We start from the raw sequence: 23753 nt of genomic DNA on the forward strand, positions 1-23753 counted from the left end.
ATTTGGGTGCAGGATGAAAGCGACTGCGAAGCGTGAATCAAGAAAATGAGTAGTGTGCAATGACCGACCGTCAACCGATCCCGAACATCAACATTGGCCAGGTCTACGATCAGCGTTATAGCGACGCTGAAGTCCATTACGACAAATTGGGTAACCTGGCGGGTTTCTTCGGCCGTAACATGCCGGTTCACCGGCATGACCGGTTCTTCCAGGTTCACTACGTGAAAAGCGGAACAGTGCGGGTGTATCTGGATGATCAGCAATACGTTGAGTCCGGGCCGATGTTCTTCCTGACACCCCCCACCGTCCCGCACTCCTTTGTGACCGAGCCCGACAGCGATGGGCACGTGCTGACGGTGCGTCAGCAATTGGTATGGCAACTGATCGATGCCGATTCCAGCCTGGCGCCGGCCGGAGCGAAATTGCCGGCGGCGTGTGTCGCGCTGGCTCATTTGGGGCCGGAAGAGGCGGGTGATGTCCGCCGACTGGAATATCTGTTCGAGGAACTGAGCGAGGAGGTGATCGCTGAACGTTCCGGGCGTAGCGCCGCCCTGGACAGTTTGACGCGATTGATCATGGTCAGCCTGTTGCGGCTGTGCTCCAACTCCTTGAAAGCCACGCCTGCCAGGCACGAGGATCTGAAAATATTCCATCGTTTCAATGAGCTGATCGAGGTCCATTATCAGCAGCACTGGCCTTTGTCGCGTTACGCTGAAGGCATCGGGGTGACAGAAGCACGACTCAACGATGTCTGCCGACGGATCGCCGACCTGCCTTCCAAGCGTTTGATCATGGAGCGGTTGATGCAGGAGGCCAAACGATTGCTGTTGTTCACGGGCAGCTCTGCAAACGAAATCTGCTACCAGCTCGGGTTCAAGGATCCGGCCTATTTCAGTCGTTTTTTCCAGCGCTATGCAAAGCTCACTCCGGGGGAGTACCGCCAGCGTCAATCGGGTTTGCGTTAAGCAGGGCATAGGTATTTTTGCGTCGGTCTTGTTGATCTTGTCCGGATCATCATGGCCACCGCCGCTGTTTGACAGAATGGCTTTTACGGGGAACCGATTGTACTTTTCACAGGCGCTGCCGCTGGGCGAGGTCCACTGGGGGCAGGTTGTGAAAACAGTAACAAGCGAATAAACGAGTGTTGGTCCGCAGCTTGCCCCCGTTGGCTGGCGACACTAAGCTGCCGACTCGTCCATTCAAGTAGTTTCGTCATGGCCAACCCCAGACCTTCTTTGACATTGACCTTATTGCAAGCGCGCGAAGCCGCAATGGCCTTCTTCCGGCCTGCACTCAACAAACATGACCTGACTGAACAACAGTGGCGGATCATTCGGATACTGCGCCAGCAGGGCGAACTTGAAAGCCACCAACTTGCCGATCAGGCCTGCATTCTGAAACCGAGCATGACGGGGGTTTTGAGTCGCCTGGAACGTGATGGCCTGGTGCGTCGACACAAGTCAAGCCAGGATCAGCGGCGGGTGCTTGTGGCGCTCACCGAGCGCGGCCAGCAATGCTTTGTCTCCATGAGCGAAGGCATGGAAAGCAACTACCTCAAGATTGAGGAGCAGTTTGGTGCGGAAAAAATGGAGCAGCTAGTGGCGTTGCTCAATGACCTGAAAAGTATCAAGCCTTGACGGCGGACTGATCACGCGAAGGGTGATAATAAATTAACATGTGAACATTATTTGCCGCTGACGGAATCTCTGTCGTGAATGACTTCCAAGCACCTGCGTCGTCTCGTTGGCCGTACTCCATTCGGGCACTGCGCCATCGCAACTTTCGCCTTTACTTCATTGGCCATGCGATTTCCACGCTGGGCACCTGGATACAGATGGTGGCGCTGTCCTGGCTTGTCTACCGTCTTACAGGCTCCGCAGCCCTTCTGGGTGTCACGACCTGCGCCAGTTTATTGCCGCAGTTGCTGGTCGGCCCGATCGCCGGTGCATGGATTGATCGACATGATAAACGTCGACTGCTGTTGTTCACTCAGACGCTGCTGGGTATCCAGGCACTGCTATTGGCACTGCTGACCTACAGTGGCCATATTGGCGCCAACCTGATTGTCATCATGTCATTCGCACTGGGTGTGCTGAACGCCGTGGACACGCCGCTGCGCCAATCGCTGCTGAGCCGGTTTGTCGACAATATCGAAGACCTGCCGAATGCCCTGGCGTTGAATGCCACTCTATTCACTTGTTCTCGTTTTGTCGGTCCGCCGCTGGCCGGGTTACTGATCGGTATGGTCGACGAGGCGGGTTGTTTTGCATTGAATGCACTGTCTTACGCTGCACTCATCTTCGGCCTGCTGGCCGTTCGCATGAGCGCGGGCGTGCGTGCCAACGGCACCATGGGCAACATCTTTCGCGAAGGCCTGGCCTACGCCCTTCAAACGCCGTCGGTGCGCGGCCTGATCCTGGGCGTATTGGTCGTAAACGTTAGCGCTTCCAGCTACGCCGTATTATTGCCGGTGTTCGCTCGCGATATCTTTTCCGGTGATGCCAGGACGCTGGGCTGGCTTTGGGGGGCCGCGGGATTCGGCTCACTGCTTTCGACGCTGCTGCTCGCCGGTCGCCAATCCGCCGAGCAACTGCAACGTTTGATTATCCTCACAGCCGTATTCAGTGCTATCGCCTTGTTGGTGTTTGCGGCCAGCACCCACCTGGCGTTGTCGTTGGTTGCAATGGCCGTATTGGGTTTCGGCGTAACGATCAACAATGTCGGCACCAACATCCTGCTGCAAAGCCAGGCGCCGGAAGTGTTGCGTGGTCGGGTGGTGTCGATCTACACCTCGACACGCTTTGGCTTCGACGCGATTGGAGGCCTGATCGCCGGCCAGTTGGCCGCAAGGTTTGGTGGCCCCTGGGCAATGCAAATAGCCGGCACCTTCCTGTTGATTTACTGTGCGTGGCAATTGATTTCGCAGCGCATAACCGCTCGGCAGAGCGCTCAGGCAAATGACAGGGCGACACGCTGATCGGATAGGCACAAACCTCAACGTATGCCCAAGAGACAAGGCCACAGCATGAACGAACTTGTAAGACAGCAATCCACCATCACCCTGAGACTGGCCATGCAGGCGCTGCAATCGGCTTTGGACAAGGCCGAAGAAGAGCAAGTACGCATCAGCATTGTGGTCGTCGATGCTGGCGGGCAACCGATTCACAGCGCGCATATGGACATGGCGCCCAGGCAATCGCGGGATATCGCGCTGAACAAAGCGCTAACTGCCGCAGGGTTTGGCATTTCCACCAAGGCTTGGCAGGAGCGTCTGGAAAAATGCTCGGAAGGCGTCCGTCAGGGCTTACCGCTGCAGCGCAACATGGCGATGTTCGGTGGGGGAGAGCCCTTTTTGCATGATGGACAGGTGATTGGTGCCATTGGTGTTTCCGGCGCCTCCGAAGCCATTGATGAGTGTTGTGCCTGCGCCGCCGTTGAACAGGTCCGAGCACTGCTGATTTCATCCTGAGGCCCGCCTGGATCTGTCACTTGAGATTGGCTGCTTTACGTGCGAAAGGCTTGTGCCATTTTTGGTGATCTTTTGAGGTGTCCGAACGAACCGCACGTCGCTACAAAAGGCGTGTTTGTTGTTTTTGCGAAAGTCGGCGATGGTTTTGAAGTCGAATTTGAGCCGATTGAACAGCCACATCACTTCGAGGTTACGCCCTTGGTGTTTCGGGGCGCTGGTCTCGATAGCCCGGTCTGACCCGGAACCTCCCGCTTCAATTGGCCGCCGAGTCGGATGCCCAGCCAGGGCGCTGGATTGAGCTGTGGCGGGAGCGTTACCTTCGCTGTTCAAGTTTCGCTCCCCCACCCTCGGATCCAGGCCGTAAACATTGAGCCCTAGCGACTCGTCAACTCAGAAGTCCAAAGTCACCCCGGTATACAGCGCTCGCCCGTCACCCGGCGAGTGCAGCGAGGCCCTGGCGCCATCCGGGTCATACCAGACGTATTCATAGTAGCGGTTGGTCAGGTTTTTCAATTGCAGGTCGACACTGACGGACTCGGTCACCTGGTAGGTGGCGCCGAGGTTCATCAAGACGTAGCCGCCGTAGGTCCCCTTGGTGTTCTCGCGCTCCAGGTAGTAGTTGGTCTGGCCATTCATCCAGGCCGTCAATTGCAGGGCAGGCGTGGCCTTGTAGCTGACACCGGCGTTGTACAGGTGATGAGGAATATGGTCGATTTCCTGGCCTTTGCTGTTGGGCAAGGTCGAGCTTGGCTGGAGGATTTTCGAATACTGCCAGGAGTAGGCCATCCAGAGGTCGGTGCGCTCGTTCGGGTGCAGGTTCATCTGTGCGTCATAGCCCCAGCGCCGCGTTTCGCCCACGTTATCCGACTCGCCACTGGGGTCGTTGAGTCGACGACTGACTTCGCCACTGGCCTCTTGTTGCCAATAGGCCACGCGGCCGTCGATCCAGTCCGCCGGGGTGAACTTGATGCCGGTTTCCCAGCCATCGTTGATGGACGGGGCCAGGTCGGTGTTGCGCGGTGGAATCTTGTAGGCCGCTGCGCCTGTGCCCACCTGGAAGGTGCGCCCCCAGTTGGCATAGAGGCTGGCCACGTCCCACGGTGAATACACCACGCTGAGCTTGGGTTGTTTGATCAGCCCGTAGTCATTGATGTCGTAGTTCATGCCGGTCATTTCGTTGGAGAAATCACCCTGGATCTTGTCGATGCGATACGCCGGGACGATCTTGAGCGACTCGAACGGCTTGATCTCGGCCTGCACGTAGGCGCCGTAGGTGTCGAAGTCGAATGGCTGATCACGGGTTTGTGCCAGGCGCGTACGCTCCCTGGTGCGGTAGCGCTCGCTCTTGTTCTGTTGCTGCTGCATGTCCGCGCCGCCCTCCAGGGCGAAGTCATGCAGCCAGCTGACCTCAGGACGCCAGGTCAGGGAGGTGAGGGCGCCGTATTGGGTTTCGTAGGTGTCGCGCTCCTGTTGGGCGCTGGTGCTCCAGTATTGTGTCCAGCGCCGGTCGTCGAAGGTGTTGACGTAGGTTTTTGCCGACCAGGCCAGTGAGTCGGCCAGCTCGGTGTCGAAGTGCACGCTGACCTGGTTCATCCGCCGCGTGCCTTTGTCGGTGGCGTTGTAACTGTTGGTCATGGTCGGGTGTTGGTGAGCATCCTCTTCACTCAAGTAACCGGGTTCCTGCGCCTCGGTTTCGTAGTGACGGGCGATCAGGCCGATGCGGTAACTATTGTCGTCCGGGGTGTAGAACCATTTGCCGGACATCGAATACCTGTCGGCCTCGGCGTGATCGCGATAACCGTCGGACTTCTGGTAGGCGAAGAAGTAGTTTTGCGTCCAGTTGCTGCCTTCGATGCCCTTGGCCAGTTGAGTTTCCTGGGTGTTGTAACTGCCGTAGCGAATTCGTGCCTTGGTGTAGTCACCGCCAGTGCGGGTCAGCATATTGACGTTGCCGGCGATGTTATTCAGCCCATAGCGCGCATCGCTGGTGCCGCGTACCACCTCGATGCTGTCCAGTTCCATGGGGAAAATCATGTCCATGTACGGCATGTTGCCGTCGTTACTGTTGCTCGGGATGCCATCGATCAGCAGCTTCACCGCGTTGACCTCGCCTTCACCGTTGAACCCGCGAAAGGAGATCTTGCCGGAAGTGGTGCCCTGGTTGAATTCGGTGAGCATCACTCCGGGGGCGCGACTGAACAGTTCCCAGCTGTAGGTGACCGGCATTTTTTCCAGAATGTCGGCGCCAAGGATATCCACCGAGCTGAGCACGCTGCTGGTACTCAGAGGGCCGCTGCTGCCGGTGGCACCCTGGACCGTCACGGTGCCCAGGGTCAGGGTCGAGTCTTCGACCTTGGGGGTTTCCGCGAGGGCGCAAGGCAACGGTGCCAAGGCGAACAGACCGCACGTCAGCAGCGAGCATTTGAAAGGAGACACGGGCACAGCCTTTGCGCGAAGCAAAGTCGAAAAAGCAGGCATAACTCAGATTTCCTGATGACCAAGAGCTTTCCCGGGGAGCACATTGGTGTGCACAACGCCCAGGCAATAGAAAACCACGCCGAACAGGTGACGGCGGGCAAAGGGTCGGTAATCAGGCGGTGGGGGAGGCGCGAGGTGTCAGGCTTGGCCAGCGTACCCTGGGATGCAGGGTGGGCAGTGGCGGGTTATCGAAGGCGATATCGGCGCTGTAGCGCGGTAAATAATGGCGATAGTAATCGCCTGGCACAGCCGCGAGGCCTGCATGCCCACAGCAACAATCGCCATGTTGCATGACGCTTTTGTTCGGGGGCGTCGGCAGCGGGACCAGTCGTTTATCGAATGAAGCCGGCAGCGCCTGGGAGCTGCCGCCCGAGCAAAAGCCTCCCCAGAGCATCAACTGCAGATCTGGCGTTTGCATTGCGCGGCTCATGGGCATGGCCAGCATGTTCAGGAGCAGAGCCAGGCAGGCGATCCAGGGGCTTATGCGCTTGAGTGAGAACATCGACGAGTCCAGCGGCGGGGCGGTATTCGATTGCAACGGGCAACGTTCAATGGGGCGCTATCTTGCCTGATTTTTTCGCGCTCCGTGACCGGAAGTTGCGGTCATCCACAAGGCAGGCATGGGACACGTTGACGCAGTTTGGCGCGGCGTGGGGGCAATCTCCAGGTACTGGCTCGGAGGGTGAGGGCATCCGTCTGGACGAGAGTATTGGGTGTGCAAGCTGTCGCAGTTTCGGCAGTGGAATCAGAGGGATGCCGCCAGTGGCAGTCGCTGGTTTCGCCGCGCGTCAGTTCCTCGATCTTCCGAGCTGGCGACGCTTTTGTTTTTCCAGGAAAAACATCACCTCAAGCTTCAGGCCATCGGGCCCTCGCCATAATCCGGATAACGTAAAACGCCCTTGAGCGTTCCAGATCACTGACACGAATGGACAAGTGATCGATCCCGATGACGTTCACCATGCCAGGTCTCCTCGATTTCGATTTCCAGGGACAAAGGGCTGCGTCGGCACTCAGAACGGTGCGTCGAGATCGACCACGACAATCCCAGAACCGTTTCGACTGATGGATCAAACCGTCGCTGAGTGCATGCGCCGGGGTTGACGATGCTCTGCCGAGCAGCCTCGCCAGTTGATCTTTGTCATAGAAAGGCGAAGAAGAGGCGTCCTTGCGCGGATTACCTGACTAATAGGCATCCCCCTTTGCTGCGACTTGTGCCATAAGATCGGGAGCATCGGCGACCCGATGGCGGGCATTGCGCCAGACTTCGGAACGCTTGAAGAATTGTGCTGTACGGCTCTGGCACTTGTTGGACCTGCTGTAATGCAAGCTCACTCACGGATACAAGGAGATAAGCATGAAAGCTGCAGTTGTTGCCCAAGGGCAGCGCGTGAACGTGACTGAAAAAACCTTACGGCCTCTGAAGCATGGTGAGGCGCGCCTCAAAATGCAGTGCTGCGGCGTCTGCCACACTGATCTGCATGTCAAGAACGGCGATTTCGGTGATAAGACCGGAGTGATCCTGGGTCATGAAGGCATCGGTATCGTGCAAGAGGTCGGGCCGGGCGTCACCTCGCTGAAACCCGGTGATCGGGCCAGCGTCGCGTGGTTCTTCCAAGGGTGCGGGCATTGTGAGTACTGCAACAGCGGAAACGAGACACTCTGCCGTGAGGTAAAAAACTCCGGTTACACCGTGGACGGCGCCATGGCCGAAGAGTGCATTGTCGTCGCCGATTACTCCGTGAAAGTGCCTGATGGGCTTGATTCTGCTGCAGCGAGCAGCGTGACCTGTGCCGGAGTGACGACTTACAAAGCCGTGAAGGTCTCCAACATTCGTCCTGGGCAATGGATCGCGATCTACGGGCTGGGCGGCTTGGGGAATCTGGCGTTGCAGTATGCAAAAAATGTGTTCAACGCCAGAGTCATTGCCGTGGACATCAATGACGATCAACTGCAATTCGCCAAGGAAATGGGCGCCGACCTGGTCATCAACTCACGCAACGAGGATGCCGCAAAAGTTATTCAGGAGAAGGTCGGCGGCGCTCACGCCGCTGTCGTGACGGCCGTCGCCAAGGTCGCGTTCAACTCTGCGGTGGATGCCCTGCGTGCCGGTGGACGCCTGGTCGCAGTCGGGCTTCCGCCTGAAGCCATGAGCCTCGATATTCCGCGGTTGGTGCTTGACGGCATTGAGGTGGTTGGCTCACTGGTCGGCACTCGACAAGACCTCGCTGAAGCCTTCGAGTTTGCCGCGCAAGGCAAGGTGGTGCCGAAGGTAACGTTGCGTCCGATCGAAGATATCAATGAGATTTTCGACGAAATGCAGCAGGGCAAAATCAAAGGCCGGATGGTCATTGATTTGAGTCATTAACAGGCCATCGGGGGGATCGGGAGCGCAGTGTCCAACGCTGCTGGGCGAAGGGACCTGGTGCCGATCACTTGCCGGCTCGCGCCATGTTCCACTCGCGTGATCGAATTATGCGATCCCCCTGACCTTGTCTGAACGCTGTCATTTTCCGGCCTTGTCTTGAACTATCAGAGGCGAGTACACCGTGGCGAAAGGGGCCTGACCTCAATGAGTAATGAAACCAGGCCCCAGAATTTTTTTTGAAATCAAGGGGTTGCCAGCCTCAAGAAATGAGTACATAATTCACGCCATCGAAAGCACTGACTGCTGAAAAAGCTCAATGTTTTCAATGAGATAGCGCAAGTTTGAATCTGTCATATCTCATCAAGTTTGTACGCATTTGTTGTTGTGCTACTCACAACAAATGTTTTGAGGCCGAGTAGCAAAATGGTTATGCAGCGGATTGCAAATCCGCCTACGCCGGTTCGATTCCGACCTCGGCCTCCACTATTAGAAACCCCGTAGATTAACGTCTACGGGGTTTTTTATTGGGCTCAGGAAAGTGCAGAAGTTCCGAAACTTTAGGGGGTGGAGTTCCGAAACTATTTCATTTTGCCGGCTGGGCGATCGCCCCGATACGACGATAAACGCGCTTGGTGATCTCTTGTTCAGAGTGGCCCAGCAGGAGGCTCGCGTCCGCAATGTCAGTGATTTCCGACGCTGCTTTTGGTCGGATATCCTTGAACTGGAACTGGCGGATCTTCTCTGCGTCGTCAGGCCGGCCCTCTCTGACCGCCAGTGTTCGAGCCGCTTCCCGGGCGTCATCCCATCTATTACGTAACATCTGCTGAGAAACGCGCATCCCCGACTTGCTGAGGATGAAGTGCTGCGAGCTCTGCTGTTTGTTCCTCTCCATGATGTCCTCTATGAGAAGGCCCAGGCTATTTTTCACGCCATCGGCCTGCATCTGGATTCGAAGGCGCTTGCTGGTTTTTCCTTGCTGCACAGTCAAGTAATCCCCCTCGATGTCTCCACTCGTCATTGCGATAACGTCGGCCGGGCGCTGCCCCGTCAAATAGGCCAAGTCCATCGCGTCTCTCAGCTCCTGCGGAGCTTGTCCATATACTGCCGCCCAGACCATGTCATTGGCGTAGTAGTCCCTGACCTTTTCCTTGTTCTTCCGAACGCCTGCGCATGGGTTCTCCCGATCGGTGAAGCCCCATTCCCGCGCCATATTGAACACATGGGACAGCAGGGCAATTTCCCTGTTCGCCCTGGTCTTGGCCGTCCTTGCATCCCGATACTGCGCAACCATGGACGGGGTGATGGCATCGATCGGCGCGTCATCAAACGCATCTCTTAGATACTTGAGCTCAGCCCTATTGTCCTTCTGGGTGCGTGGAGCCTTCTTCGGGATAATGTCCCGCGCGTATCTGTCAAAAATCCCCTTCATGACCTTCAGGTCGGCGGGCTTGGCCTTGGCTTCCAGTTCGGCCCATTTCAACCTTGCCTTGTCGAAGTCACTGCCAAGCGATAGCTCCTTGCCGTTCGCATCCCGATAGTAGTACCCCACCCAAACAGTACCGTTCTTGCGGGGGCGTTTGCGCCGCACCATGCCTGGTGGCAAATCCCTATTTTCTGTCTTGCGGGGGCGCATATCATCTCACTCTGGAAAAGTCTGGCGTCCAGGCCGGACGCGCCGGAGGCGGGTTTGGGTCAGCGATTGCCGGAAAAACCATGCCCAGCTTCATGCGGGCGTACATTCGGCCAACGAGTGGGCGCTTGCCGCGGCTCTCGACGAACACCCAATGGCGATCTATCAGCCAGCGCCGCTGGTAGGCCCTCGCTTTGTAGCCGGTGAGTTCGGCCAATTCTTCGTCCGAGAGAATTTCTGTTTCCATGATGATTCTCCATGCCGCGCGTGGCGGCAGAAGGTGGGGAGGGGTTAGGCCGATCGGCGCCCGCTTTCTTTCTGGCGCTCCAGGTCGATCTGTTCATACAGGGCGTCGACTTTTTTACTTTTTCTGTCGATGGCCTGAGACCGCTTGATGTGGTCTGACATTGCTTTGTCATAAGGCTCTATAAGCTTGATTAACCGCATCTTCTCTTCTGGGTCTTTAGATTCGTTGAACCTGACAGCCAGTCGGTCGCGCTCTTTGAAATCCACACCATCGAGTGCGCGGGTTTCCTTCTGCATTTCCTCGAGCACCTCGGCCGACTGCCTCTCCCAGCGCAGATACAGAACATCGCTTCGTTTGGGGCGCGAGAAGTGGTGACTTCTGATCCAGGCCACCAGGTCTTCCTTGGTCATTTCGTCGAGAACATCTTTTACGGTTTGTCTGGTCATGCGTGCATAGCTCCGCCCGCCGTTCACCGGCAGACTTGTAGATGGATTGTGAAATCAGATGAAGGGTGAAAGGGAGGCTGAGCAGGCGAGCTATGGTCTATTGGTTCGCCTCGCCAGTTGCGTAACTCGCAGCTCCCCTTCTGAAGTGGCTGGCGGGGCGAACCCTTACCGCCATGGCTTCGCCCATGACAAACTGATCAAGTGAGCTATTGTTTAAGCTTACGCCTCATCAGTTGCCGAACACCTGTCCGGTTCATTCGGTGGCTGATGGGGCGATTTTGATTCACCGCGGCCCCTTGTAGCAGTGCACGCAGGCGAACCAGGCGAGGGCGATCATGGGGTCACCTCGCCAGTCAATTCCGCAGCCAAACCAACAGGCCACCAGTAACGCGCTCGCTGGTAATCTGGGTGGGTGTCCTCCCGAAGCACCAGTCCTTTCCGCTGAAGCACCTTGAAGATGCTTAGCACGGATGGAGCGGATATCCCGAGGCGGAACCCAACCTGACAGGTCAGGCCGCCAAGGCCGAACACGCAAGCCCGATCACCCTTGGCCAGCTTCTCGCAATCCCGCTGGTACAGGTAAGGCTCGACGTCGCGATAACGGTAGAGGTTATCCCGACCGATCTTGCGCAGCTCGTCGAGGACGCTCTGCTGCTTTTCTGTCAGCCTCATGGCGCCACCCGTGCTGTTGCAATTTCATCAATGAGCGATTGCGGGAGCTGTGCGGCGAACTCGCCTTCCGACCACGATAGGGGTTCAGACTTGCGGATCATCTCGTTCAGCAGTTCGAATGCCGCAAGTAACTGGTCATCGCGGATCTCGCCGTCTTCCGGCAGGTCATCGCAGAAATGGTCTGCCGGGTTGATTTGACTTGGATAGTTCGGTTCGCAGATGCAGAGCTGTAGGTCGGCCAGTTCGATATCGCTGTCGATCAGGTAGTCGCGCAGGCTGTCTTCGTCGAAGAAATACGTATCGCCGTCGAAGATAACCAGCGGCTCGCCGGCCCACTCTTTGACTGGCATTGCCGCGAATTTTGCTTGGCGCCGCGCTTGGCGACACTCATTGCAGGAACTGTTCACCTGATAGATTTGGTGCTCAGGGTTCACGTCACAGCGGCGATGGGTAGCGCCGCAGTAGCGGGCAAGGTTTTCGTCGGCTCCGAAAAAGCGACCGTCGGCAGAAACCCATCCGGTTACCGTTTTTAGGCTGGCCGCTTCCGGAGCGTCGAACATGATGATTGGCTTTTGTGCAGGCATGACTGTTCCTTTGCCGCTATAGCGGCTGACTTTGAAGGGGGAGGGGGTTACTGCTTGGGGTGTGTTGCGTTCCAGCGTTCGAAGGCTTCTTGCGTGGTGGCTGCTTCGATCTTCTCGTCACACTGGTAGCAGTGCGCAACGCCGCCGGCGGCACCTACATCGCGGTGCCCTTGCTTGCACGGGTTCATGCGCCAGTCGTCATCCGAGTCCGGCACTTCCTCATCGGACGCAACCACCAGCGACTTTCCGCACGAATGGCAGAAGTTCATGCCGTTCTCTTCCGGGCCGTCCTCGTGGAATGACCAAGTCTCACCACAGCCACTGTTCCAGATGCCGCTGTCAGCTTCACGGTGCCACTCGCATTCGCCGCCGGCGAAGTCATCAATCCGCTGCTCCGCTGCGTTCAGGCGCAGCTGCAGGGCGTCACGCTCTTTGATGGCCTGGGCATGCTTGCCGCGCCAGTGCAGCACTGCGTCGAGTTCTTCTGCCGCTGTGACTGGCGCGGCCGGTTTGTTTTCTGCGGGCATGGGGCGTCCTTTCCGGGTCATGCCCGGGCGGTGGAGTTATTCGTAGAGGCGGGGTATTGGTTAAGATGAGATATGGAGTAGGGCCGAGGAGGGCTCAATGATTGACAAGCATAAAAAAATAATTGGAATTCCAGAGGGCCATAGGCGCCGCCCTCCGTGATCGGATGCGACATTTTGTTGAGTTTTCTCAAAGTTAGAGGTTGTAGATATTGGTTTAATATTTTTGGAGTATTTCTCTCCGCCCGGTATTCAGCCGAAAGGAGTAAATGCGGATGATTACAGATCGTGAAGTTGCGCTTGAGCAGGCGCTGGTAGCCATCATTGGCGCGGCCATTGCCAGCGGACTCGATGTAAAAACTTTGCTGGATGACGCGGCGGCGGGCTTGTTGGGTAACGCGCCATACCGTTGGGTAGGGCACCCGCATGTATCAAATGCCATTCAAGTGATGAACAAGGCTCATGAGATGGCGTTGAGCACTGCAGGACCGTAATTGCTCAAGCGAGATTATTCGTCACGACAGATGCGCAGGGCTTCGCGCTTGTAGGCCAGCTCAAGCTTTCGCGCCACGGGCTCGGGCACTTCGTATTTTTGTCGCGGTGGCGGCGCCAGGAAGCAAAGGGCTTGCTGAGGTCCGACCTCATGAAGCGCCGGAATTATCAGCCTCATGGCCGCGCTTTGATCGTGTGCGCCAGTCCATTTCACCAAGTCATCCAATGCTGCCAGGGTTCCCGGCCTGGCGCCGAACCTGATCGGCGCGCTGTCTGTAATGCGCGCCACGTTTTGGCTATTTTCGATTTTGTGGCGCGAGCCAACAAACCGCACAACGCCTTCCGGGCCCAGGTCTTGGACATGATGAATCATCAATGTCAGCGCCTCGCCCTGCTCAGTAATCTCGGCCCATTCCATGAGCTTGGCCAGCGCATGGCGTGTGCTGGGCGGAACGCGCAACCTCAATTCCTCTTCGCTGAGCGCAGCACGCTTTACTCAAGCAACCAATGCCGCCGCCTCAGCTACTGCCGCTGAATCGGCCTCCGGCTCTATCGGCAATCTCGCGCTACTCCACGCCGTCGCCCTCTCTTTCTAAGGAATCACCATGGCCAAGACATTTACCGCGCCGTTTGCGCAAACCTACAAGACTAACGCAGCAGCTGTGACCGCGGCTCTGACCGGCATCGGCACTTCTGCTGTGACAGGCGCAGTCCTGCTTGCTACCGCTGGCACCAACGGCGCGCTGGTGACCAAGGTCACCGCCATTCCACGCGCAACAGTAACCGCTGCATCGTTGGTCCTGTTTTTGGTGAAGGCGAGCGCCCCCGCTGTCTACAACCTGATCGACTCCGAACTGATGGCGGCTTATACCTTGGCGGCAACGACTGCGATTCCGGAGACGGCATTCGGCAACATCGCCCCGACTACACCATTGCGCCTTGAAGCTGGAGACATGCTCTATGTGGGCTCGCAAGTTGCTCTTGCTGCCGGGATCGTTTTCTACGCTGAGCAGGCCGACCTATGAGCCTTGGTAATCCTTTAGGCAGCCCGCTCGGTAACCCGCTGGGGTTGGCGCGTAATAGTGCCCTAAAGCAGGCCGTACGCGGCGAAGTTTCGTGGACAGTGCCGGGCACTTACCAGTGGGTAGTTCCACCCGGCGTAAGATCTATTTGCTGTGTAGCCATTAGTGGCGGCGGCGGTTTTGGGAATACGGGTAGCACCTCAAATTATTTCCCCGGAAATGGCGGGGCGCTGGCATACGGTAATGATATTGCGGTAAGCCCCGGCCAAGTATTGACCGTGGTGGTTGGAGCGGCGGGTTATACGTCAGGGATGAACGCTGTCGCTGGTGGGACAAGTTATCTTTCTCTAGACGGAGGGGCTAGCAAAGTTGTTAATGCCCCTGGCGGAGGAATACTTGGGGTTATTCCCGACGCGCCTACCCCGAACGGTAAGGTTGGCGGCAGGACATTCGGTAATGTTTCTGGAGGCGGAGGCGGAGGGGGCGCAGGAGGTTACACCACCGCTGGCGGTAACGGCGGGTCTAACGGCGGCACTTGGTATGGCGACACATCGCTGGATGGTGGCGCAGGCGGCAGCTATAACAACCAAGGGGCCGATTGCACTGGTGGCGGCTCTTGGCTTTATGGGGCAAGTGCAAGTAGGAGCGCTAATCAATCAAGCTGGGGGGCAACATCATCTGGTCTGGGTCCTGCCACGTCCAACGGTAACCCTAACAGCATTCCTGGCCAAAACTTCAACCTGTTTTTTGGTGGTGGTGCGGGCGGCACATTTAATAAACCCGCAGGCACTGGTGCACTTCGCATCCTATGGGGTGCCGGCAGAGCGTTTCCATCAACTGACGTAGGGCTACCAGTATGATCAAAGTCAAAGATGGCGCTGCCTCGCGTGAGCCGCTGCCGGACTTCCTGTATGGCTTGATGCCTGAATCCGTGGCGGACCTGTCATGGACCGATCCGTCATTGGGTGTGCAGGACGTTGCTTGGTGGCCAGAGGAAAACGCCGAAGGCGAACTCGGCACCAATAAGAAGTGGGGCGCCGAGGTGCTGACCCTGGATGCAGAGCGCCAAGTCGTACTAGTGAGCCGCAAACAGGTAGCCATGACGGCGGCAGAGAAGGCGGCACGGGATTCAGCTATTGCTGCAGAGTGGGCTGGTCGCATTGCTGCTCGACGTTTTCAGGCGGAAACAGGCGGGGTCACGGTACAAGGTATCCCGGTCAACACCGAGCGTGACAGCCAGGCGCTGCTCACCGGTGCCGCCTTTGCTGCATCGCTCGATCCTGCGTATCAGATCAAATGGAAAGCCGCGACGGGCTTCGTTGATCTGACCGGGGCCCAGGTGATCGGCCTGGCTTCGCAGGTGCGGGCGTTCGTGCAAGCCTGTTTTAACCGCGAGGCGGAACTGTTGGGCGCGGTGGCCGACAGCTCGATCACCGCCGAGATGCTGGAAGAGGGGTGGCCGCAGTAAGCGACCACCTAGCGTCTTAGGCGACGTATTCGATTCCGTATTGAACTTGGCCGGTCAAGGCAATCTTATTCTCATTCGATTCGGCGAAGTTCATTAGAAGGTGACTTGCATCTAGCGCATGACTGTCCAGTTGCGTCTTCCAGAAGTCTAAGCCTGATTGATCCGGTGCTCGACCCAGTATGTGCTGGTAGAGGCCGGTTACCAATTGCAGGTTCGATGGAGAGGCCCCGTTGATGGTTTGGAACTCTTGGCTCGCGATAAAACCCGCAGCGACCGAATCAATACTGGTCCCCTTGTCTAATTGTCCAATCCAGAAGCCAAGTCCTTCCTTGTCGGGAACTCGGTCAAAGGCAGCTTTATACAGCCGATAGGCCTGGCCGGCGTGCCCTTCAATGTCTAGCGCTAGTCGCTTTCCATCGCTGAATTCAACTCGCTCAATATTCACTAGCGTTGTTTGTTTTGTTGTTTGTGCCTGAGTGAATGTGAAGTTGTGAGTGGTTTGCGAGTATTCTTTGATGTATACAATTGACTCGCTGTTTAAGTGGATTGTATCGATAGCGTCTGTGCCAACAGTGTCTGCGATTTTTGTTCTCGACGACGAGGCGAGAGTGACGTCATCGCCGTAGAGAGACTCTCTGGCATCCAAGATTGAGGCCGATGTAACTGATTGCCCGCTGGCAAGAGCGAGGCCTACCGAGGCGATAAACGATTTCGGGTCAAGTTCGCCGCCGGAAAATTTTGAAAGAATTTTCGTGCGCTCTTGTCCATCGAGGTTTGGCGTCAGCCAGTCAACCATTACCACCGGAGTAAGGTATTTTTCGATGTATTTGTCACCGTGAGTATCCGAGGCGTATTGAGGGTTGTTGGTTTCAAAAGCGATTTTGCTACTGTGGCCGGCAGTAAGTATCGAAGATGCAACTGCTTTGAATGCATATAGATTCGATAGTTTATACATGTCGGGAAATTCCGGATTCGCTTCCGAAAGAGCGTCGTAAACCCCGATTTGAAAGTTCAGATACTGCGCCGGAGTGACATTGGAGTACACGGAGAGGTAGGGGTCTACGAAATTCTTTTCCAAGGCGATGATTGCAGCACGTGCTTTTGCGTCAATAAGTTCCATCTTTAATCCTAGTTGTCATCTGATCAGAAATGAATGGGATGATGGCCAAATGATGGCTGATTGGCAACATTTGTCTCGGAGGGGTTTCATGAGCCGTTCCGTCACCACACTGAAAACCGACCAGACCGACCGCCGCACCTACAAGCTGCTCGATGACCTGGTGCTGGCCGATGAGGATCAACGCACGATCATCGTACCGGCCGGCGCCAGTATCCAAGCCCAAGTAATTAGCGATGGTTGAGGCTGTGGAGTCTCGTGACCTGCTCCAGTTGCGAACTCCTCGGGGTCCTGAGGGGCTAGTGTTTCATATATTCCTGCAACAGCTCTATGCGCGGAACCATTTGACGTTCATAGCTGAACTCCCTAAGGATAGCCTTGCGTCCTGATTGTCCAAGCTGGTGCAGCGCATCTCGATCTTCAATGTAGTGTTGGAGGCGGTCACTGATCATGTTGCAATCACGAGTAATGATCTCCATCTCATTAGCCGAGAAAATTGGCGTGCCGTCCAGATGCTGGTTCATATTCTGGAAGTCCGTTAGGAGCATCGCTACTCCTTGCAAACCAGCTTCGACGACACAGGTAGTTGGGAAACCATCGAATATCGCAGGCTGAGACGGGTCAAGCGCGGAGATCTGGATATTAGGTGACAAAATCGCGTCCATGGTGGCATAGAAACCTGGGAAAAACGACGCAGGCCTAGTGCCATAGAAGGTCACGTTGCAAGCACCGCCGAGATCTATCACGGTTTTGTCAAAACCACCGACGACATGAAAGTTTATCGACGGATTGTTAGCGAATTTTTTAACCACTTCAGCAAATATGTCATACCCCTTTTCCGCGCCGATGGCGGAGTAGCGCTGTGCAACAAAACAAATATCTATCGCAGAGTGATTTATCGACCGTGAAGGGAGCATGGTCTCGGAGTAGAGTTGTGGAATGATGCCGCCGAAAATGTGAAGGACCCGATCAGGACTGCAGAACCCGTTATCTATCAGATAGCGGTACGAAGTAATTTGAGTTGTGATTATCTTCGCTACTTTAGGGTTGTCGCATAGTTGGCGAAGTGCTAAGTCTGATCGCTGGTTGTTTGGCGCAAACCCTCCGCCCGGGTAGAGTGTGAAAATCAAGTGCTCCGCCGAAGGCATTCCAATCTGCGTGAAAAATAGGTCGGCAAGACTCAAAAATACGCAGTAGGCGACCTTCGGATTGCCAATTGAAGCTGAATCAAAATGTTGGATTCTATTGTGTTTTACTCCGCTAGCTTTCGAGAATTCGTCGATCTGGGTTTTGAAACTGTTTGATTCACCAAAGCGCAGTAGGTTTCTATCAGGACGAATCTGAATGGAACTATCTTCTATGGTGGTTAAGTATGTAGAAAACTCACCATATCGAAAAGAGGATATCAATGAAGGGAAGGCGGAGTCTAAAAGCAGAAGCCCGTTATCTGGTGCGTGACGGACGCCTAATTTTGCTGAATCCGTGATCTGATCTATTGCATCGCGACAAATATTTGCTACTTCGGCTGATACTCCATCTAGATGTGGATTCAGCTCGAAGGCTCGGCGAGCTAACTCTAATTGGCCGCTCTCGAATAAGGAGATTGCATGTAAAGAGCACAGAGTTAGGGAGTTAGGAAAAGTTTTTCGAAGCTTTGAAATTAGTTGCTCAACATCTCCGATACGTTGAGTGCCTTCAAATCTTATCCAGCGGCTCAATATGAGTAGTGCGGCTTGCTCGAATGGATTGGTTAGATATGTCTGAGGTGGCTCATCCATGTATGAGTTTTTATCAATTGCAACGGCTTTTAGAACTCTATCTAAATCACTAGATGCCAATTCTATGGCTACATGCAGCGCGAGCGCCATCCGGTCAGATGGGTTGTGCTCCAAAGCGCGACTGACTTTTGTGGCGGCTGTCGTGGAGTAGACGCTAAGCGGGTAGCGGCCTTCAGCATGTCCGAACTCGATGTAATGCTCCAGCGGGTCGACGCCTGCACTGGCTAGATCGGAGTAAGTTTCGAGATAGAACTTTTTATCCAGGATTGCTTCACACATAAGCACATGAGTGCTTGCTGCGTCTCGTGGCTTTTCTTGCACCCCCGAAACGGGAATATCCGCGATAACAGAACTGTTTGCATTTACGAAACGCTTAGAGAAAAAGCGAAACATCCTATTCATTTGAAAAGCTTTCCATCGCTGGTAAATGGTGAATGGTATCACGCCACCTTTATCTGAATATTGAAGCCCGCGATGAGCGGGTATTTTTTGCCCGGAGATCGCCATGCCCATCACCACACAGCAACTGCTGCAGATCCTCCCGAACGCCGGCGCCAAAGCCGGCGTTTTTGTTCCTGTCCTCAACACGGCCATGGGCCGGTTCCAGATTGTCGGCTCCAAACGGGTGGCGGCATTCATTGCCCAGATAGGACATGAGTCCGGTCAGCTGGTCTACGTCCGGGAGATCTGGGGACCGACTCCAGCCCAGGCCAAGTACGAAGGCCGCAAGGATCTGGGCAACACCGTCCCGGGCGATGGCTTCAAGTATCGTGGTCGGGGCCTGATCCAGATCACCGGACGGGCGAACTATGCGGCGTGCGGCGAAGCCCTGGGCCTGGACCTGATCAATCAGCCGGAGCTGCTGGAGCAGCCGAAGAACGCCTGCCTGTCGGCCGCATGGTTCTGGGCAACCAATGGGCTGAACACCCTGGCTGATGCTGATGACTTCGAAAAAATCACCCGGCGGATCAATGGTGGCCTCAATGGACGGGCGGATCGGCTGAAGCTTTGGAGTAAGGCGACGGCGGTGCTGGCATGAGCCCGGCAACGCTGAAAGTTGCTCTGGCTGGCGTATTGGCTCTATTGCTGCTGACGGCGGGCGGAGTCTGGAAGGTGCAAGACTGGCGCTATGGCAGGCGGCTCGCCGAGCAGTCCGTCGCGTATCAGGCCGATCTGACCACCATCGGCAATGCGGCTGCCGCACAGCAACGCACCGAACAGGCTAAACGGCTCGCACTCGAGCAGCGCCTTACAGCTAGCGACCAAACCCACCACGAGGCTTTGACTAATGCTCAAAAAGACCAAGCTCGCCTGCGCGATCGCCTTGCCACTTCTGATCTGCGGTTGTCAGTCCTCCTCGCCGAGGATTCAACCGGTGGCTGCTCAGTGCCAACCGCCACCGGCGCCGGCGGCGTGGTTCATGGAGGAACGCGCGCCCGACTTGACCCAGCGCATGCTCAACGAATTATCGGAATCACCGGCGACGGCGATCAAGGACTGATCGCATTGGCGGCGTGCCAGGCTTATGTAAAAGAGGTTTCAGTGCGTAGGTAAAAGAGCGGGGAAGGGCAGATGCGTAAACATCCATTCCGACCACCGCCTCTTCGGAGCGCCTGCAAGTGCAGACACAATGCTGTTGAGCTGTCTTTAACTGACGCAACGACCAACCACCGACAAGTTTTCAAGCCTGCAAAAGTAATGCTATCCCGGAATCTACTTGGCCTGTGATCTGAAGTGTCATCTCGCTCGACGCTAAAAAGCCTTCCATCACCTGCGCGCGGCCTTCTGTGCCTGGTACCTGCGCCAATTGCTGCATCCAGTATGCAAACCCTCCAGCATCGGGCGAGCGATCAAATGCATTGCCATACAGTTGGGTGAGGAAGGCGCTGTCGGAAAGCAGCCCCTGCCCTGAGGTGAATTCGCTGCTCGCGACAAACGACGCGATTATCTGGCTGGTGGTCGCGCCGCTGTTGCTGACCCCCATGTGATACTGCAAGCCGGCATCATCCGGTTTGCGGCCCAGCGCGAGGTGATACAGTTCGGCCAGTCGTGCACTTTCAGGGGTGGCATCAATCGCTAGCGCCTGATCGCTGAAATTCACGCGCTCGATGTTCTTCATCGCCACGCTGACTGACGGGTCCAGCATGTCGCGCACGGTGTAGGTTCCGTCACTGTTGTGGGTCAGCGTGTACTGTCCCCGGGCACCACTGAAGACCACCGTGTCGACGTTATCACCACCATCGATGGAGTCCGCACCGCCGCCTGGGTAAAAAGTGTCTTTGCCTGCCAGGCCTGTCAGGATATCGCCATAAATTGTGCCGTTCAGCACGCCGCCTTTTTCTGGCGCCGTACTCACGACGCCTGTGCCGCCGCCACCGTAGGTTGGCGCGGTGGGCGCAGTGGTGTTGTTGATCACCGGTGTCGCTGCGAGGCTCGCTGCATCTTCGCCCGTACTGCTTTGAAGTGCATGAGGGTCGTTACCAGATGTGGGGTCGGTATAGGCGATGGTAACTGCCTGGCCTGCAGTCACTGCTGTTGCAAGGGTGAGGGTTGCAGTTTTTGCTGCAGAGTCGACCACTATTGCCGTCACTGCATTGGCTGCACCGTCTGCGGTTACATGGTAGGCACTGAGGTCAGGAATATTGATTGAGTCCAGCGAAGTGGCAGCGAAATAGCTTATAACAAGACTATTACCATTGACCGAAGCACCGGTGAAAACAGGAGCAAGGCCGTTGACGTTCACTCCAGCGGTGCTGGCCACCGAGTTAAGGGTGGTCACCATGTTGTTGCCTGCCGTGTCGTGCAAGCTTCCTCCATTTGGAGACAGCGCACTCACGGATATACCGTCAGCGTCTTGGTCACCTGGTTTGACGGTATAACGAAAGACTAGAGCGGTCGAGCCTGAGCCGCTGACGTAATTGGCGTAGACCGTTGTGGCACCCACTATCAACTCTATGCGAGGCGTACCGCCAGCGGTGTCAACGGTAATGGCTTCGTCGGCATTGACGGTGAAGTCGAGGTTCTGTCCGGGCTCATAGGTAGCGTCTGCAGGGACGGCAACACTGCTAACAGTGGGGCTGGTAGTATCCAACGTGTAGTTTTTACTGGCAGTTACACCGTGATTTCCAGCGGAATCCTCCACTCTTGCTAGTAGCCTGCTGCTGCCGGACAGTGTTTGTCCGGCAAGCGACCAAGTATTAGTGCCGGCAACAGTAGTGGCAGTAGACCAGGTGCTGCCATTATCTAAAGACACATACACGTTCTCGCCCTCGGCAAGATTCGCGCTCAGCGTCCCGCTGATGGTTTGAGAGGCGGTTTTGGTGATGAAGTCCGTGCTGGAACTTCCTGTATCAGCCGAGAACATAATGCTGGCGATGGTGTTGGTCGGAGCTATGTTGTCAATCGTTACTGACGCTGTAGTAGAGGTAAAGGTATCAGTTGTTTGCAGGCCGGTTTCGACATAGGAAAGACCTACAGTGAAAGGTCCGCCGCCGGGTGTATCGGTACCCGTCCCGGTAATCGTATAACTCACTGGATAGACGCCGCTAATAACAATGCCAGAAAGCGTTAGGGCCGAGCCTGGATCCAAGACAGCAGCCCAGCCAGTTGGGATGGCAGGCGTGAAGCTGACTTGAGTCCCGATCAATGCTACGGATGAGGTGATGGTGACGTTGAATGTGACGACAGTCCCGGCACCTGGACTGATTGCTACAGTTGGATCGGTTGGCGTTATTGTCCCAAGTACACTCATATCTGCTCCATGCGAAGGTAGGATGTCGTTCGAGCCTTATGGTAAACGCCGATGTACTGACGGAAAACAAAAATAATTCAATGTCCAGGAAACCGTCGTTTAGTACGGGATATACAGGCTCGTTAAACTGGCCAATGCTAGTCACTCCGGCGTCATCATCACCGCCAGCGTCATCTTGATGAATTCCTCGTTCCGGTCGATTGCGTCCAGGGCGCTGCGAACGTTGTCGGCGACGGCGACCAAGGACTGATCGCGCTAGCAGCGAGCCAAGCATATGTCAGGGACGTATCTCGCTGAAGTTGAAGGGCTGCAATCGACCCTTGGCTCCCTTTCGCGGATGTCAACCAACGGCAAAAACCGCTCACTGCATCTAGGGCTATCATTCTGCCTGTAATGTCGTAATGATATTGCCAACCCCATCACGCCGATGGGCTGGAGGAATTGGCATTGAGGGCTTGCAGAAAGGCCGAGAATTGGTGAATAAGGCGGTATCAGGCAGCGCCATACTCACTCCCCCCCACGGTTGGACTGTCCATTCTTTGCTCGATAGTCATGGGCACAGAGAAAGATCGGTGTCTTTTCCTTTCAGCCTCACTATCAGCCACTAATTAAACGGCTCAGAAGAAGTGTTTCATGATCAATTTTGAACAGATGGCCTTGATTCTTGAGGCCTTGCCGGATCCCGCTTTTATCCTGTCCCGTAGTGGAAAATACGTTGCTGTGTTCGGTGGACGTGATGTGCGCTATTACCACGATGGTACCGGCCTTGTCGGTAAGTATTTTTCAGATTTGATAAAGCCTGGGAAGGCAGACTGGTTTCTCGAACAAATTGCCAGGGCGCTGGAGTCTAAAAAACTATTAGTCGAGGAGTACGAACTGAGCAACAGGGATGTAATAGGTCTACCCGATGAAGGCCCTAAGGAACCGATCTGGTTTGAAGGGCGAATCCAGGCCCTGAGTTTTTTAGTGGACGATGAGGAGGTAGTGCTCTGGGTCGCGAGTAATATTTCAGAGCGACACAACCTAGAGATGAGACTGAGGGAGCTAAGCGATACCGATCAGTTAACCGGCCTTTTCAACCGGAGAAAACTCGAGCATGAACTGACGCTTCACTTCGAATCATTGGTACGGTATTCCGTGCCGACTTCCATCTTTTTGTTTGATCTGGACAACCTCAAAAAAGTCAATGACACCAAGGGGCATCACGTAGGGGATGAGATGATTCAGGTTGTCGCCAACATTTGTCGCTCAGCGCTCCGGGCAATTGATTTCGCATGCCGCTTGGGTGGTGATGAGTTTGTGGTTGTTCTGCCCAATACTGGGCGTGAGCAGGCAATACAGTTCGCCAAGCGCTTACATGATCGCCTCAGAAAAGAGCTAAGCCGTTTTTCAGTGGAAGGAACTATCGTCACAGCGAGCATTGGTGTGACAACCATGTTGCCGGAAGACCGCTCATACGAAGACACACTCCAACGGGCGGATGGTGCCCTGTATGAGGCCAAAAGCATGGGCAAAGACAGGATTGTTTCGGTCTGACGTAATGGTTTTTACGAGCTTGAATCGCCTTCGTTTTGATAGGCGCATCTGAGTGGATGCTCCTGGCCGATTTCTGCCTGTTAGCAATCACTCCGGCGTCATCATCACCGCCAGCGTCATTTTGATGAATTCCTCATTCCGATCGATTGCCTCCAGCCCTCCCACAGTCCGGAA

25 protein-coding genes and 1 tRNA gene are annotated in these 23753 nt (G+C 55.7%); 14 read left to right on the forward strand and 12 right to left on the reverse strand.

From position 1 onward, the window contains the following. Positions 1-59: 59 nt before the first annotated feature. The 4 genes from hpaA (at position 60) to AC1Q6D_RS08510 (ending at position 3469) form a co-directional block, all read left to right on the forward strand. Positions 60-965, forward strand: a complete 906-nt coding sequence (gene hpaA / locus AC1Q6D_RS08495; protein ID WP_103404697.1) for a 4-hydroxyphenylacetate catabolism regulatory protein HpaA — start codon at positions 60-62, stop codon at positions 963-965. Positions 966-1214: 249 nt separating this feature from the next. After that, positions 1215-1637 (forward strand): homoprotocatechuate degradation operon regulator HpaR, encoded by a 423-nt coding sequence (gene hpaR, locus AC1Q6D_RS08500; protein WP_103404696.1) that lies wholly within the window; start codon positions 1215-1217, stop codon positions 1635-1637. 74 nt (positions 1638-1711) lie between these two features. Next, positions 1712-2977 carry an MFS transporter gene (locus tag AC1Q6D_RS08505; RefSeq protein WP_207291503.1) on the forward strand — a complete coding sequence of 422 codons (1266 nt, stop codon included), beginning with the start codon at positions 1712-1714 and terminating at the stop codon, positions 2975-2977. 48 nt (positions 2978-3025) lie between these two features. Then, on the forward strand, positions 3026-3469 hold the full coding sequence (locus AC1Q6D_RS08510; protein WP_103404695.1) for a GlcG/HbpS family heme-binding protein: 444 nt from the start codon (positions 3026-3028) through the stop codon (positions 3467-3469). Between the two features lie 390 nt (positions 3470-3859). Here AC1Q6D_RS08510 and AC1Q6D_RS08515 read toward each other — a convergent pair whose 3' ends face one another. Next, complete coding sequence (locus AC1Q6D_RS08515; RefSeq protein WP_103404693.1) at positions 3860-5947, reverse strand: TonB-dependent receptor; 2088 nt, start codon at positions 5945-5947, stop codon at positions 3860-3862. A 112-nt stretch (positions 5948-6059) separates the two neighbouring features. After that, the gene (locus AC1Q6D_RS08520; protein WP_047529603.1) at positions 6060-6449 is read right to left on the reverse strand and encodes a DUF2946 family protein; all 390 of its coding nucleotides are present in this window, start codon (positions 6447-6449) and stop codon (positions 6060-6062) included. An 852-nt stretch (positions 6450-7301) separates the two neighbouring features. Here AC1Q6D_RS08520 and adhP point away from each other — a divergent pair. Then, positions 7302-8312 (forward strand): alcohol dehydrogenase AdhP, encoded by a 1011-nt coding sequence (adhP, locus tag AC1Q6D_RS08525; protein ID WP_103404692.1) that lies wholly within the window; start codon positions 7302-7304, stop codon positions 8310-8312. Between the two features lie 409 nt (positions 8313-8721). Further along, a tRNA-Cys gene (locus AC1Q6D_RS08530) sits at positions 8722-8795 on the forward strand. 100 nt (positions 8796-8895) lie between these two features. Here the strand turns inward: AC1Q6D_RS08530 and AC1Q6D_RS08535 are convergent. The 6 genes from AC1Q6D_RS08535 to AC1Q6D_RS08560 all read right to left on the reverse strand — a co-directional run bounded on the left by AC1Q6D_RS08535 (position 8896) and on the right by AC1Q6D_RS08560 (position 12418). Beyond that, positions 8896-9945, reverse strand: a complete 1050-nt coding sequence (locus tag AC1Q6D_RS08535; RefSeq protein ID WP_103404691.1) for a phage integrase — start codon at positions 9943-9945, stop codon at positions 8896-8898. 1 nt (position 9946) lies between these two features. Continuing rightward, positions 9947-10189 (reverse strand): DUF4224 domain-containing protein, encoded by a 243-nt coding sequence (locus AC1Q6D_RS08540; protein ID WP_103404690.1) that lies wholly within the window; start codon positions 10187-10189, stop codon positions 9947-9949. Between the two features lie 44 nt (positions 10190-10233). Next, positions 10234-10635 carry a hypothetical protein gene (locus AC1Q6D_RS08545; RefSeq protein ID WP_103404689.1) on the reverse strand — a complete coding sequence of 134 codons (402 nt, stop codon included), beginning with the start codon at positions 10633-10635 and terminating at the stop codon, positions 10234-10236. Positions 10636-10968: 333 nt separating this feature from the next. Next, entirely contained in the window at positions 10969-11307 is a 339-nt protein-coding gene (locus AC1Q6D_RS08550) for a hypothetical protein (protein ID WP_103404688.1), read from the reverse strand. Then, positions 11304-11891, reverse strand: coding sequence for a hypothetical protein (locus AC1Q6D_RS08555; protein ID WP_103404687.1), 588 nt, complete (start codon positions 11889-11891; stop codon positions 11304-11306). Before AC1Q6D_RS08555 ends, AC1Q6D_RS08550 begins: the two co-directional genes overlap by 4 nt. Before the next feature lie 47 nt (positions 11892-11938). Further along, a complete protein-coding gene (locus AC1Q6D_RS08560) occupies positions 11939-12418 on the reverse strand; it encodes a hypothetical protein (RefSeq protein WP_103404686.1) in 480 nt (159 codons plus the stop codon). A 272-nt stretch (positions 12419-12690) separates the two neighbouring features. On the opposite strand from AC1Q6D_RS08560, the gene AC1Q6D_RS08565 reads away from it, so the two are divergent. Next, entirely contained in the window at positions 12691-12909 is a 219-nt protein-coding gene (locus AC1Q6D_RS08565; RefSeq protein WP_103404685.1) for a hypothetical protein, read from the forward strand. A 14-nt stretch (positions 12910-12923) separates the two neighbouring features. Here AC1Q6D_RS08565 and AC1Q6D_RS08570 read toward each other — a convergent pair whose 3' ends face one another. Continuing rightward, a complete protein-coding gene (locus tag AC1Q6D_RS08570; protein WP_256590275.1) occupies positions 12924-13367 on the reverse strand; it encodes a hypothetical protein in 444 nt (147 codons plus the stop codon). A gap of 145 nt (positions 13368-13512) precedes the next feature. On the opposite strand from AC1Q6D_RS08570, the gene AC1Q6D_RS08575 reads away from it, so the two are divergent. The 3 genes from AC1Q6D_RS08575 to AC1Q6D_RS08585 are packed head-to-tail and all read left to right on the forward strand — an operon-like array spanning position 13513 to position 15397. Next, positions 13513-13932 (forward strand): hypothetical protein, encoded by a 420-nt coding sequence (locus AC1Q6D_RS08575; protein WP_103404684.1) that lies wholly within the window; start codon positions 13513-13515, stop codon positions 13930-13932. After that, positions 13929-14789: a glycine-rich domain-containing protein gene (locus tag AC1Q6D_RS08580; RefSeq protein WP_492573987.1), complete on the forward strand. Its 861-nt coding sequence runs from the start codon at positions 13929-13931 to the stop codon at positions 14787-14789. Before AC1Q6D_RS08575 ends, AC1Q6D_RS08580 begins: the two co-directional genes overlap by 4 nt. Beyond that, a complete protein-coding gene (locus AC1Q6D_RS08585) occupies positions 14786-15397 on the forward strand; it encodes a DUF4376 domain-containing protein (RefSeq protein WP_207291504.1) in 612 nt (203 codons plus the stop codon). Before AC1Q6D_RS08580 ends, AC1Q6D_RS08585 begins: the two co-directional genes overlap by 4 nt. 16 nt (positions 15398-15413) lie before the next feature. On the opposite strand, the gene AC1Q6D_RS08590 is transcribed toward AC1Q6D_RS08585, so the two are convergent. Then, positions 15414-16517 carry a DUF4214 domain-containing protein gene (locus tag AC1Q6D_RS08590; protein WP_103404682.1) on the reverse strand — a complete coding sequence of 368 codons (1104 nt, stop codon included), beginning with the start codon at positions 16515-16517 and terminating at the stop codon, positions 15414-15416. Positions 16518-16605: 88 nt separating this feature from the next. On the opposite strand from AC1Q6D_RS08590, the gene AC1Q6D_RS08595 reads away from it, so the two are divergent. Beyond that, positions 16606-16758, forward strand: coding sequence for a hypothetical protein (locus AC1Q6D_RS08595; RefSeq protein WP_158249395.1), 153 nt, complete (start codon positions 16606-16608; stop codon positions 16756-16758). Positions 16759-16813: 55 nt separating this feature from the next. Here AC1Q6D_RS08595 and AC1Q6D_RS08600 read toward each other — a convergent pair whose 3' ends face one another. Then, a complete protein-coding gene (locus AC1Q6D_RS08600) occupies positions 16814-18799 on the reverse strand; it encodes a glycosyltransferase family protein (RefSeq protein ID WP_103404681.1) in 1986 nt (661 codons plus the stop codon). Between AC1Q6D_RS08600 and AC1Q6D_RS08605 the strand changes: the two genes are divergently transcribed. Further along, positions 18798-19331: a glycoside hydrolase family 19 protein gene (locus AC1Q6D_RS08605; protein WP_103404680.1), complete on the forward strand. Its 534-nt coding sequence runs from the start codon at positions 18798-18800 to the stop codon at positions 19329-19331. The genes AC1Q6D_RS08600 and AC1Q6D_RS08605 overlap by 2 nt on opposite strands. Then, entirely contained in the window at positions 19328-19846 is a 519-nt protein-coding gene (locus AC1Q6D_RS08610; protein ID WP_103404679.1) for a lysis system spanin subunit, read from the forward strand. Before AC1Q6D_RS08605 ends, AC1Q6D_RS08610 begins: the two co-directional genes overlap by 4 nt. Before the next feature lie 127 nt (positions 19847-19973). Here AC1Q6D_RS08610 and AC1Q6D_RS08615 read toward each other — a convergent pair whose 3' ends face one another. Further along, positions 19974-22043, reverse strand: coding sequence for a SwmB domain-containing protein (locus tag AC1Q6D_RS08615; protein ID WP_103404678.1), 2070 nt, complete (start codon positions 22041-22043; stop codon positions 19974-19976). A gap of 633 nt (positions 22044-22676) precedes the next feature. Between AC1Q6D_RS08615 and AC1Q6D_RS08620 the strand changes: the two genes are divergently transcribed. Beyond that, entirely contained in the window at positions 22677-23579 is a 903-nt protein-coding gene (locus AC1Q6D_RS08620; protein ID WP_103404677.1) for a GGDEF domain-containing protein, read from the forward strand. Positions 23580-23753: the final 174 nt, after the last annotated feature.

The sequence above is a fragment of the Pseudomonas sp. MT92 genome, from assembly GCF_058792515.1.

Coding starts and splice junctions, on each gene's coding strand:
- hpaA (WP_103404697.1), top strand. CDS start 60: ATGACCGACCGTCAACCGATCCCGAACATCAACATTGGCCAGGTCTAC.
- hpaR (WP_103404696.1), top strand. CDS start 1,215: ATGGCCAACCCCAGACCTTCTTTGACATTGACCTTATTGCAAGCGCGC.
- AC1Q6D_RS08510 (WP_103404695.1), top strand. CDS start 3,026: ATGAACGAACTTGTAAGACAGCAATCCACCATCACCCTGAGACTGGCC.
- AC1Q6D_RS08515 (WP_103404693.1), bottom strand. CDS start 5,947: ATGCCTGCTTTTTCGACTTTGCTTCGCGCAAAGGCTGTGCCCGTGTCT.
- AC1Q6D_RS08520 (WP_047529603.1), bottom strand. CDS start 6,449: ATGTTCTCACTCAAGCGCATAAGCCCCTGGATCGCCTGCCTGGCTCTG.
- adhP (WP_103404692.1), top strand. CDS start 7,302: ATGAAAGCTGCAGTTGTTGCCCAAGGGCAGCGCGTGAACGTGACTGAA.
- AC1Q6D_RS08535 (WP_103404691.1), bottom strand. CDS start 9,945: ATGCGCCCCCGCAAGACAGAAAATAGGGATTTGCCACCAGGCATGGTG.
- AC1Q6D_RS08540 (WP_103404690.1), bottom strand. CDS start 10,189: ATGGAAACAGAAATTCTCTCGGACGAAGAATTGGCCGAACTCACCGGC.
- AC1Q6D_RS08545 (WP_103404689.1), bottom strand. CDS start 10,635: ATGACCAGACAAACCGTAAAAGATGTTCTCGACGAAATGACCAAGGAA.
- AC1Q6D_RS08550 (WP_103404688.1), bottom strand. CDS start 11,307: ATGAGGCTGACAGAAAAGCAGCAGAGCGTCCTCGACGAGCTGCGCAAG.
- AC1Q6D_RS08555 (WP_103404687.1), bottom strand. CDS start 11,891: ATGCCTGCACAAAAGCCAATCATCATGTTCGACGCTCCGGAAGCGGCC.
- AC1Q6D_RS08560 (WP_103404686.1), bottom strand. CDS start 12,418: ATGCCCGCAGAAAACAAACCGGCCGCGCCAGTCACAGCGGCAGAAGAA.
- AC1Q6D_RS08565 (WP_103404685.1), top strand. CDS start 12,691: ATGATTACAGATCGTGAAGTTGCGCTTGAGCAGGCGCTGGTAGCCATC.
- AC1Q6D_RS08575 (WP_103404684.1), top strand. CDS start 13,513: ATGGCCAAGACATTTACCGCGCCGTTTGCGCAAACCTACAAGACTAAC.
- AC1Q6D_RS08580 (WP_492573987.1), top strand. CDS start 13,929: ATGAGCCTTGGTAATCCTTTAGGCAGCCCGCTCGGTAACCCGCTGGGG.
- AC1Q6D_RS08585 (WP_207291504.1), top strand. CDS start 14,786: ATGATCAAAGTCAAAGATGGCGCTGCCTCGCGTGAGCCGCTGCCGGAC.
- AC1Q6D_RS08590 (WP_103404682.1), bottom strand. CDS start 16,517: ATGGAACTTATTGACGCAAAAGCACGTGCTGCAATCATCGCCTTGGAA.
- AC1Q6D_RS08595 (WP_158249395.1), top strand. CDS start 16,606: ATGAGCCGTTCCGTCACCACACTGAAAACCGACCAGACCGACCGCCGC.
- AC1Q6D_RS08605 (WP_103404680.1), top strand. CDS start 18,798: ATGCCCATCACCACACAGCAACTGCTGCAGATCCTCCCGAACGCCGGC.
- AC1Q6D_RS08600 (WP_103404681.1), bottom strand. CDS start 18,799: ATGGCGATCTCCGGGCAAAAAATACCCGCTCATCGCGGGCTTCAATAT.
- AC1Q6D_RS08610 (WP_103404679.1), top strand. CDS start 19,328: ATGAGCCCGGCAACGCTGAAAGTTGCTCTGGCTGGCGTATTGGCTCTA.
- AC1Q6D_RS08615 (WP_103404678.1), bottom strand. CDS start 22,043: ATGAGTGTACTTGGGACAATAACGCCAACCGATCCAACTGTAGCAATC.
- AC1Q6D_RS08620 (WP_103404677.1), top strand. CDS start 22,677: ATGATCAATTTTGAACAGATGGCCTTGATTCTTGAGGCCTTGCCGGAT.